The 8,500-nt window shown below is 64.0% G+C and carries 11 protein-coding genes, 1 tRNA gene and 1 pseudogene; 3 read left to right on the top strand and 10 right to left on the bottom strand.

Translation table 11 applies throughout. The features are described 5' to 3' along the window. Nucleotides 1-237 (top strand): annotated as a pseudogene (locus ACP7DD_RS01930) (IS4 family transposase); the annotation flags it as partial. A gap of 46 nt (nt 238-283) precedes the next feature. On the opposite strand, the gene ACP7DD_RS01925 reads toward ACP7DD_RS01930, so the two are convergent. Genes ACP7DD_RS01925 through ACP7DD_RS01915 form a run of 3 tightly spaced genes read right to left on the bottom strand, consistent with a single transcriptional unit; the run spans nt 284 to nt 2,239 of the window. Beyond that, a complete protein-coding gene (locus ACP7DD_RS01925; protein WP_426172995.1) occupies nt 284-940 on the bottom strand; it encodes an amino acid ABC transporter permease in 657 nt (218 codons plus the stop codon). Nucleotides 941-962: 22 nt separating this feature from the next. Then, nucleotides 963-1,775, bottom strand: a complete 813-nt coding sequence (locus tag ACP7DD_RS01920) for a transporter substrate-binding domain-containing protein (RefSeq protein ID WP_426172994.1) — start codon at nt 1,773-1,775, stop codon at nt 963-965. Between the two features lie 38 nt (nt 1,776-1,813). Next, nucleotides 1,814-2,239, bottom strand: coding sequence for a hypothetical protein (locus ACP7DD_RS01915; RefSeq protein ID WP_426172993.1), 426 nt, complete (start codon nt 2,237-2,239; stop codon nt 1,814-1,816). 140 nt (nt 2,240-2,379) lie between these two features. Here ACP7DD_RS01915 and ACP7DD_RS01910 point away from each other — a divergent pair, with 140 nt between their 5' ends. Together ACP7DD_RS01910 and ACP7DD_RS01905 are read left to right on the top strand one after the other, a co-directional pair. Further along, on the top strand, nt 2,380-2,592 hold the full coding sequence (locus tag ACP7DD_RS01910) for a DUF3460 family protein (RefSeq protein ID WP_426172992.1): 213 nt from the start codon (nt 2,380-2,382) through the stop codon (nt 2,590-2,592). Between the two features lie 74 nt (nt 2,593-2,666). Continuing rightward, a tRNA-OTHER gene (locus ACP7DD_RS01905) sits at nt 2,667-2,753 on the top strand. A gap of 127 nt (nt 2,754-2,880) precedes the next feature. Here ACP7DD_RS01905 and ACP7DD_RS01900 read toward each other — a convergent pair. The 7 genes from ACP7DD_RS01900 to ACP7DD_RS01870 form a co-directional block, all read right to left on the bottom strand. Next, nucleotides 2,881-3,147, bottom strand: a complete 267-nt coding sequence (locus ACP7DD_RS01900) for a hypothetical protein (protein WP_426172991.1) — start codon at nt 3,145-3,147, stop codon at nt 2,881-2,883. A 71-nt stretch (nt 3,148-3,218) separates the two neighbouring features. Continuing rightward, complete coding sequence (locus ACP7DD_RS01895) at nt 3,219-4,049, bottom strand: ABC transporter permease (protein ID WP_426172990.1); 831 nt, start codon at nt 4,047-4,049, stop codon at nt 3,219-3,221. Continuing rightward, a complete protein-coding gene (locus ACP7DD_RS01890) occupies nt 4,046-4,870 on the bottom strand; it encodes an ABC transporter ATP-binding protein (protein WP_426172989.1) in 825 nt (274 codons plus the stop codon). Before ACP7DD_RS01890 ends, ACP7DD_RS01895 begins: the two co-directional genes overlap by 4 nt. 5 nt (nt 4,871-4,875) lie before the next feature. Further along, on the bottom strand, nt 4,876-5,925 hold the full coding sequence (locus ACP7DD_RS01885) for an ABC transporter substrate-binding protein (protein WP_426172988.1): 1,050 nt from the start codon (nt 5,923-5,925) through the stop codon (nt 4,876-4,878). Between the two features lie 51 nt (nt 5,926-5,976). Further along, nucleotides 5,977-7,017 carry an ABC transporter substrate-binding protein gene (locus tag ACP7DD_RS01880; protein WP_426172987.1) on the bottom strand — a complete coding sequence of 347 codons (1,041 nt, stop codon included), beginning with the start codon at nt 7,015-7,017 and terminating at the stop codon, nt 5,977-5,979. Between the two features lie 25 nt (nt 7,018-7,042). Then, entirely contained in the window at nt 7,043-7,453 is a 411-nt protein-coding gene (locus ACP7DD_RS01875) for a hypothetical protein (protein ID WP_426172986.1), read from the bottom strand. A gap of 8 nt (nt 7,454-7,461) precedes the next feature. Then, nucleotides 7,462-8,499, bottom strand: a complete 1,038-nt coding sequence (locus ACP7DD_RS01870; protein WP_426172985.1) for a CobW family GTP-binding protein — start codon at nt 8,497-8,499, stop codon at nt 7,462-7,464. Nucleotide 8,500 lies beyond the last annotated feature (1 nt).

The raw sequence follows: 8,500 nt of genomic DNA, 5'->3' as shown, positions 1-8,500 counted from the left end.
ACCGAAATCAGTTTTACCTTGGCCTTGGTCACCATACAGAACGAACTGCTAATGATCGGGCCGGCCACCGCGCAGGGAAAACTTCCTGCAATACTGAAGCGATTGCGTGAAAGGCTGGTGCTAGACCTGAAAGCCCAACGACCCGGACGAAAGTTCGCCCGGGTCGTTAAAGCAGTAGCGCAGCGCTATCCCGAAAAACGATTGACGAAAAAGACGACTGAGGAAAAAAAAGCTTAACTTAGCGGCATTAGGGTCAGACCCAGGTCTGACCCCGTTGTCAGGTTTACTGATGTGCGCGGTTGAGGCGGCGCTCGGCGCGGCGCTGCACCGCTTCGAAAGCCAGGCTCATGCACCAGTAGATTGCGGCGGCGGCAATGTAGAGCGGCAAGGGACGGAAAGTGGTGGCGATCACTTCCTTGGTGGAGAGCATCAGTTCGGTCATGGTGATCACCGACACCAGCGAGGTGTCCTTGATCAGGCTGATCAAGGTATTGCTCATCGAGGGCACCGCCACCCGTAGTGCCTGCGGCAACACGATGTGTCCCAGCGTCTGCCAGTAGCCGAGGCCAAGGCTGAAGCTGGCGCGCCACTGGCCGATGCCGATGCTGTCGATGGCGCCGCGCAAGCTTTCCGACAGGTAGGCGCCGGCGTTGAGCGACAGCGCCAGTACGCCGGCCGTGACCGGGGTAAATTCGATGCCGATGCTCGGCAACCCATAATAGATGACAAAAATTTGCACCAGCAGCGGCGTGCCGCGCATCACGCTGACGTACAGCGTGGCAGGCCAGCGCAGCAGTGCGTACGGAGACATGCGCATCACTGCGGCCGGAAAACCGAGCGCCAGCCCGCCGACCATCGACGCGATGGCGAACACGAGCGTGTAGCCGGCGCCGGTCAGCATCACGGGCGCGGCGTCGCGCAGCAGGTTGAACAGGTCCATCAAGGCTCAGCGGCGCGACATCTTACGGTGCCGGACGGCTGACATCGGTGCCGAACCACTTTACCGAGATTTTCTTCAGGCTGCCGTCGGCCGCCGCGTCCGCCAAGGCCTTGTTGACCGCGGCCTTGAACTGCGGATTACCCTTCTGAAACGGAATGCCCATGCGCTCGACGTTGCCGACGCGCGCGCCGGCCTTGATCGGCAGCGTCGAGTTGCTCAGCAGGTAGGCCACCATCAGGCTGTCGTTGAGCGCGGCATCGATCCGCCCCACTGCCAGGTCCTGCAGGTTTTCCGGCGCCGCCGGGTAACTCTTGACCTCGATGCCGGGCACCGCCTTGGCTTGCTGCTCGAACACGCTGCCCTGCCCCACGCCAAGCTTCTTGCCCTTCAGCGCGGCCAGCGTCGCGTAGTTGGCGCGCTCGTCCTTGCGCACGATCAGCTGCGCACTGGAGTAGGTGTACGGCTCGGAAAAGTCGAAGGCCTCGAGGCGCTTCGGCGTGATGCCGACCTGGCTGACGATGGCGTCGTACTTGCCGGCGCCCAGTCCCGCCAGGATCGCCGCCCATTCGGTGCTGACGAACGCGGGCTTCACGCCCAGCCTGGCGGCCACCAGGCGCGCGACGTCGACGTCGTAGCCGGCCAGCTCGCCGGTCTTCGGATCCTTGAAGTTGAACGGTGGATAGGTGCCTTCCATTGCGATGCGCAACGTGCCGCGCGCCTTGGCGGTGGTCAGCAGGTCAGCAGCGGCGGCCGGCAACGCGAGGCCGGCGACAAGCGCCAGCGCCGCCAGTTTCAAGGCGTGGCGGCGGAAAGTGTAGGTGGCGTCCAGGCGCATGACGTTGTCCGATCGGTAGAAAAAAGTAGATGAGGCGGCTATGCCATCTTGCGATTGCGCGAGCCAAACTTGTGCCCGCTCACCAGCGTCGTACTGGCGACCAAGCTGGAAACGCCGACGATGAGCTGCACCAGCCTGTCTTCGGGCAGCACCCACAGCTGCCCGGCCGGCTCGGCGGCGCCGGTCGCGGCGATGATCAGCGGCGCCACCCAAGCAGCGTCCGGCTCGACGTCGAGCATGATGGCGTCGCCGCTGGTTTGCATGAAGATGTTGCCGCCGACGGCGAGCGTAAAGCAGACGCCGTAGCCGGTCTCTTGCGGGCCGATATTTTCCTGCAAGCTGCGGTTGTGCTCGTCAATCCACAGCTCGACGTCCTGCGGCGTTTCCAGCGAGGTCCACGGCACCGGGCGAAAGCGTGGCGCCGCATCGGTGGCAGTAGATTCCTTCAGTAACTCTTGATTCATTGCGTCTTCAAAATAGGCAGCTGACGGCGCGTATCGTACGGCATTTCGTTCGTGCAGTACATCCAAACTGGCGGCGCCGAACTGTCTGTGGAGAACTCACCAAGCTGAGAGAGGTCAAACGCGGGTCAAAGGGGGGAACTATGAGTACGAAACGTGAGCAGACCCGTAGCGGCCCCGGCGGCTACGTATCAGAATTTGATCAATTCATGCACGAGTACATGGCGCAGCACCCGGAAGTGGAAGAAAGCCAGGCGGAGGGATGGTACATCTGGTGGGATCACATGGTTGACCTGAATGACCTTGAAAACCACCACGACAATGACGTCCCGGTAAAACCCTATCAATATGACTAGATTCCGTGAAAGAATTAATATTGATATCCGCGAATATTAATTGCCATTCTGGAATTATGCGGTACTATTCATTTGCGAGGTTCGCTTATTGGTAAAGCCCAGTCCGAGTCGGTAGCATACCTAAGACTGATAACCCGGTTCGATTCCGGGGCCCCGCACCACGACAACCCGTGCAGACGCGCGAACCCGGGAAACGCTGCCAATCGGGTCCGGCGAGGCTGCAACAGCGCCGCCGAGCGTCACGGCCGGCAACGTTCGCCGATCGCGCCGGCCAGCCGCCGCCAGCATTCAACTGCGCCAGGCGATGTCGCCGAATCCGGCGGACAAACTCGGCAACGAAATGTCACTGCGGCCAGCGGCGGCGCGATTTGCCGGCGTCGCCTTGGCCGATGCGCTGCGGGCCGGCGCCCGGCGTGCGTTGATGCGTTGCAGGCCGGAGACGAAATCGGTGACGGTCGAAGCAACGCTGTTTGGGAATTCGGCCACGGACGGCGCGGATGTCAGGTATGGCAAGGAAAACTCCAGGGAAATATTATTTCCCGCATGATAATCCACTCTGCCTGCTTAGCCCAATTTCCAGTTCCGATACCACCTATACCATCCGTGAATATCGGAACCGTCCCGCTTCAGCGCCCGTCCTTCCAGGGGATCAGCACACGCTCGACTTCGTCGAGTATCATCGAAAACGCGAACCCGAGCACGGCGATCACGATCAGGCCGACGTACATCGTTTCCACCGACAGGATCTCCCAGGCGTTCCAGATCATGAACCCCAGCCCGCTCTTGGCGCCGATCATTTCTGCGATCGCAATAAGGATCAGCCCCATCCCTACCCCAAGCTTGACGCCGCTCATGATGTGCGGCACGGCGCCGGGGATGGCGATCGTGCGGAACACCTGCCAGCGCGTGGCGCCGAAGTTGTGGCCGACATCGAGGAAGATCTTGCTGATCCCAAGCACCCCGGTGCAGGAATTGATCAGCACCGGATAGAACACGCCGATCCCGACCATGACAATCTTGGACGATTCGCCGAGGCCGAAAATGAGCAAAATCAGCGGAAAGATCGCGCTTTTCGGCACCGGATAGGTCGTCGCGACGAGCGGATTGACAAACGCGCGCAGCGGCCGGTTCAGTCCCATCGCGATGCCGAGCAGCAGGGCCGGAATACCGCCGAGCAGGAAGCCCCAGAACAGGCGTTGCAGGCTGGCCCAGGTGTTGACCCACAGGGTGCCGTCGCCCGCCAACGCAAACAAGGTTTCAGATATCTTCGAGGGGGCGGGAAAAAAGCGGGCGTCGAGCACGCCGATGCGCACCAGCGTCTCCCACAGCAGCAACAGCAGCACGGGCGATGCCAGGCTGATCAGCCGGTCGCGGTTGCCGGCGCTCAGGCGCCGGCGCGGCGCGCGCGTGACGGCCGCGCGCATCGGCGCGGGGCGGGTTTCAGGCAAGGTACTCATGTCTTCACACTCTCTTCATCTTGCGCGCGGGCGCGCTGCACTTCGTCGCGCAGGTGGCCCCAGATTGAATACACCAGCTCGCCGTATTGCGGACGGGCGCGCAGCTCCAGCACGTCGCGCGGGCGCGCAAACGGCACGTCGACCATCTGCTTGATCCTGCCGGGCTGCGCACTCATGATCATGATCCGGTCGCCCAGCGTGACTGCCTCGTCGACGCTGTGGGTGATGAACACGACGGTCTTGCGGGTCTCCTCCCAGATGCGCAGCAGCTCTTCCTGCAGCAGTACCTTGTTCTGTTCGTCGAGCGCGGAGAACGGCTCGTCCATCAGCAGGATGTCCGGGTCGTTGGCGAACGCCCGCGCGATCGACACGCGCTGGCGCATGCCACCCGACAGCTGGTGCGGATAGGCCCTGGTGAAGCGCGACAGGCCGGTACGGTTCAGATAATGGCCGACCACGTCGGCAATCTCCGCCTTCGGCTTGTTGCGCAGGCTGAGGCCATACGCCGCATTCTCGAACACGGTCATCCAGGGAAACAGCGAGTCGCCCTGGAACACCATCGAATTGGCCGGCCGCCCCGCCGCCGGCGCGCTGATCTCGAACGAGCCGGAAGTGGGCGAATCGAGGCCTGCCAGGATACGCAGCAGCGTGGTCTTGCCGCAGCCGCTGGGCCCGACGATCATGAAAAAGCTGCCGGCCTCGATATCGAGCGTCACATCGTCGAGCGCCGTGACAAGGCCGTGGGCGCCGTCGAAGGTCTTGGTCAGGTTGCGCATGCGGATCTTGATGTCCGCCTTCCGCGCGTTCGGTCTGGTGTCCATGGCGCCTACTTCCTGGCGCTGCGCGGCTTGTAGGGACCGAGATCCTTCAACGCCGCCTCGACAAACGAGTTGTCGAGCGCCTGTTCGACCGTGACATTGCCCTTGACGTGCCCTTCTTCCTTGTAGAAAGCGAGGTCGTTCTTCAGGCTCGCCAGATGCACGGCGCCGTCCGGATTGCAGCCCTGCGGGGTGATGGTGCGGTACACCGCCGGATCCTTGACGTTGGTATATTCGGTCAGGATGGCGATGATCTCGGCGGCGTTGGGGCCGGCGATCTTGCCGTCCTTGAGCGCATCGTTATATTCGCGCACCGCGCGCAGGTAGGCGCGCATGAAGCCCTTTGCCGCTGCCGGGTTGTCCTTGATGAAAGCGCTCGAGTACAGCACCACCGCCAACTGGTGATTCGGGTAGATCACGTCGTCGCCCATCACGCGCACCGCGGCGCCGCTTTGCACCGCCTTGGTGGCCGACGGCTCGGTCGTCATCGCCGCGTCGACCGCCTTGTTTTGCAGCGCCAGCACGTGCTGCGGAAAGCCGAGGAAAATGCGTTCGACGTCGCCGTATTTGAGGCCGGCTTTTTTCAGCGCCTCGTTCAGGGTCGACGTCGAGGCGCTGCCAGTGGCGCTGCCGGCGATCTTCATGCCCTTCAGGTCCTTCAGCGACTTGTAGCGGCCGCTGTCGACCAGGTCCTTGCGCACCAGCAGCGGCTGGTAACCGTAGCCTGGCGGCGTCGACCCCTTGTCGGCGACGATCTTGATGTCGATGCCGCGCTCGATCGCGTTGTACAGGCCCGCCGACGGCGAGCCGGCACCCACTTCGAGCTGGCCGTTGCCGAGCGGCGCGACCATCTTGGCGCCCGAATCGAATGCCAGGAAGCTGACGTTCAATCCCTCCTGCTTGAAGTAGCCCTTCTTGTCGGCGATGAAGAAGCCGACGTCGCTGCTGGCGTTGGCCAGGCCCACGCGCACCACCACCGGTTCGGCCGCGCTGGCCACGGCGGTGCTCAAGGCCAGCAGCAGCCCCGCGCCCCAGCGCATCATGTTCCTGTTGTTCATGCCTGATCTCCTTTGTAATGCGCTGCGCCGGCCGGCGCAGCGCTGCGCCATTCATTTGGCTTTTTTGGCTACGTACGGGCCCAGTTCCTTCAGCGCCGCCTCGACAAACTGCATGTCGAGCACCTGCTCGACCGTCACGTTGCCCTTGACCTGCCCTTCTTCCTTGAAGAACGCGAGGTCGTTCCTCAGGCTCGCCTCATGCACCCGGCCATCGGGATTGGTGCCTTGCGGCGTGATGGCGGCAAAGATTTTCGGATCCTTGATGTTGGTGTATTCGGTCAGGATGGCGATGATGCCGGCGGCGTCGCGGCCGGCGATGCGGCCACCCTTGAGCGCGTCGTTGTAGTCGCGCGCCGCCTTCAGGTAGGCGCGCATGAAGCGCTTCGCCGCGTCCGGGTTCTGCTTGATGAATTCACCGGAATACAGCACCACGGCCAGCTGGTGGTCCGGGTAGATCGCATCGTCGCCCATCACCCGTACCGCGGCGCCGCTTTGCACCGCCCGCGTGGCCGACGGTTCGGTCGTCATCGCGGCGTCGACCGCCTTGTTCTGCAGCGCCTGCACGTGCTGCGGGAACGCCATGAACACCCGCTCGACGTCGGACGTCTTCAGGCCGACGCTCTTGAGCGCCTCGTTCAGCGTCGATGTCGAGGCGCTGCCGGGCGCGCTGCCGGCGATTTTCATGCCCTTCAAATCCTTCAGCGACTTGTAGCGGCCGCTGGTAACCAGGTCCTTGCGCACCAGCAGCGGCTGAAAACCGTAACCGGCCGGGGTCGATCCCTTGTCGGCGACGATCTTGATGTCGATGCCGCGTTCGACCGCGTTGTACAGGCCCGCCGACGGCGAGCCGCCGCCGATGTCGAGCTGGCCGCCGCCGAGCGGCGCCACCATCTTGGCAGCCGAGTCGAACGGGGTGAACGTCACCGCCAGCCCTTCCTGTTTGAAGTAGCCCTTCTTGTCGGCGATGTAAAAGACGGCGTCGCTGCTGGCGGCGCTGACGCCGACGCGCAACGGCACGTCGGCTGCGTGCGCGGCCGGTGCACTGCAAAGAATCAGCGCGGCGAGCAGCGAGGAAAGCGGATTGCGGGGCATGGTGTCTCCTTGGGTGGTCGGTGGGTCAGGCACCCAGCTGGGCAAGCATGTCGGAGACGTAGCTGGCGTCGCGGGCGACGATCAGGATGTCGGAGGCGGCGCGCAGTTTCGGCAGCTCGGCGTGGGTATCGCCCTGGTCGAGCAGGATGCCGGTCACCATCACGTTGGCCGCGCGCGCCAGCTGCAAGATGGCCGGGGCGGCGGCGAGGTCGTCGCCGGCGCAGGCAATCGTGACGATCATCTCGGCGCCAGCCAGCTGTGCCGGATCGGCGCCGACCACGGCGACGTCGCGCAGCAGCGCCAGGTCGAGCGCGTCGGCGATGGCGCGCCCGCCGTCGCCCAGGCCGACCAGCTTGATGCGGCGCGGCTGCGAATTGGCCACCGCGATGCGGTGGTGGGTATGGGTGGCTGCACGGGCGTTGCTGATTGGTTGCATGGTGGTCCCTAAGCGATGCAGCGTTCGAAACCGGCCGCGAGCAAGGCGCGGTCCAGGTGGCGGCCGATGAACACGAGGCGGCTGGCGCGATTTTCGCCGGCTCGCCACGGCCGCTGGAAGTCGCCCTCCAGGACCATGTGCACCGACTGAAACACCAGCTGGCGCGCCTCGCCGGCGACGTCGATGATCCCCTTCGCGCGCAGGATGTCGGCGCCCTTGCTGGCGACCAGCGCATTGAGCCAGGCGCTGATCTTGTCGCCGTCCAGGGGCCACTCCGACTGCAAGGCGACGGCGCCGATATCGCTGTCGTGCTGGTGGTCGTGCTGCGGTTCGTCATGCACATGGCCGCAGTGCTCGTCGTGCACGTGGCCGTTTTCCTCGGCCTGCAAAAAAGCCGGCTCGAGCGACACGATGCGCGCCAGGTCGAAGCCGCCGCGGCCGATCAGCAGGTCAAGCGGGACATTGGCACGCTGGGCGCGCAGGATCGGCGCCAGCGGATTGATCGCCTTCAGGCGCGCTTCGATTGCCGCCAGTTCGGCCTCGCCGGCCAGGTCGGTCTTGTTCAGGATGATCTGGTCGGCGAAGGCAATCTGCTCGCGCGCTTCGCGGCTGTCGGCCAGGCGCAGGCCGATGTGGCGCGCATCGACCAGCGTCGTCACCGAGTCGAGCACCGTGCGCGCCTGCAGGAAATGGTCGACGAAAAAAGTCTGCACCACCGGTCCCGGATCGGCCAGGCCGGTGGTCTCGATAATGATGGCGTCGAAGCTGCCGCCTTTCGCCAGCAGCTCGTGCAGCGTGCGGATCAAGTCGCCGCGCACGGTGCAGCAGATGCAGCCGTTGTTCATCTCGAACAGCTCTTCGTCGGCGCCGACCACCAGGTCGCCGTCGATGCCGGTCTCGCCGAACTCGTTGACGATCACCGCGTAGCGGCGGCCGTGCGGCTCGGACAGAATGCGGTTCAGCAGCGTGGTCTTGCCCGCGCCGAGATACCCGGTCAGCACAGTGACCGGAATACGCTGGCCGTGCTCGGCGATCGGCGCGCTCATG

Source organism: Massilia sp. TWR1-2-2, assembly GCF_049897565.1.
GTDB lineage: Bacteria > Pseudomonadota > Gammaproteobacteria > Burkholderiales > Burkholderiaceae_D > JAFCUW01.
Note: the sequence above shows the minus strand (reverse complement) of the source record. Positions and strands in the feature narration are given on the sequence as shown.

Excerpts from the sequence above, each read along its gene's own strand:
- ACP7DD_RS01925 (WP_426172995.1), bottom strand. The coding sequence starts at position 940 with ATGGACCTGTTCAACCTGCTGCGCGACGCCGCGCCCGTGATGCTGACC.
- ACP7DD_RS01920 (WP_426172994.1), bottom strand. The coding sequence starts at position 1,775 with ATGCGCCTGGACGCCACCTACACTTTCCGCCGCCACGCCTTGAAACTG.
- ACP7DD_RS01915 (WP_426172993.1), bottom strand. The coding sequence starts at position 2,239 with ATGAATCAAGAGTTACTGAAGGAATCTACTGCCACCGATGCGGCGCCA.
- ACP7DD_RS01910 (WP_426172992.1), top strand. The coding sequence starts at position 2,380 with ATGAGTACGAAACGTGAGCAGACCCGTAGCGGCCCCGGCGGCTACGTA.
- ACP7DD_RS01895 (WP_426172990.1), bottom strand. The coding sequence starts at position 4,049 with ATGAGTACCTTGCCTGAAACCCGCCCCGCGCCGATGCGCGCGGCCGTC.
- ACP7DD_RS01890 (WP_426172989.1), bottom strand. The coding sequence starts at position 4,870 with ATGGACACCAGACCGAACGCGCGGAAGGCGGACATCAAGATCCGCATG.
- ACP7DD_RS01885 (WP_426172988.1), bottom strand. The coding sequence starts at position 5,925 with ATGAACAACAGGAACATGATGCGCTGGGGCGCGGGGCTGCTGCTGGCC.
- ACP7DD_RS01880 (WP_426172987.1), bottom strand. The coding sequence starts at position 7,017 with ATGCCCCGCAATCCGCTTTCCTCGCTGCTCGCCGCGCTGATTCTTTGC.
- ACP7DD_RS01875 (WP_426172986.1), bottom strand. The coding sequence starts at position 7,453 with ATGCAACCAATCAGCAACGCCCGTGCAGCCACCCATACCCACCACCGC.
- ACP7DD_RS01870 (WP_426172985.1), bottom strand. The coding sequence starts at position 8,499 with ATGAGCGCGCCGATCGCCGAGCACGGCCAGCGTATTCCGGTCACTGTG.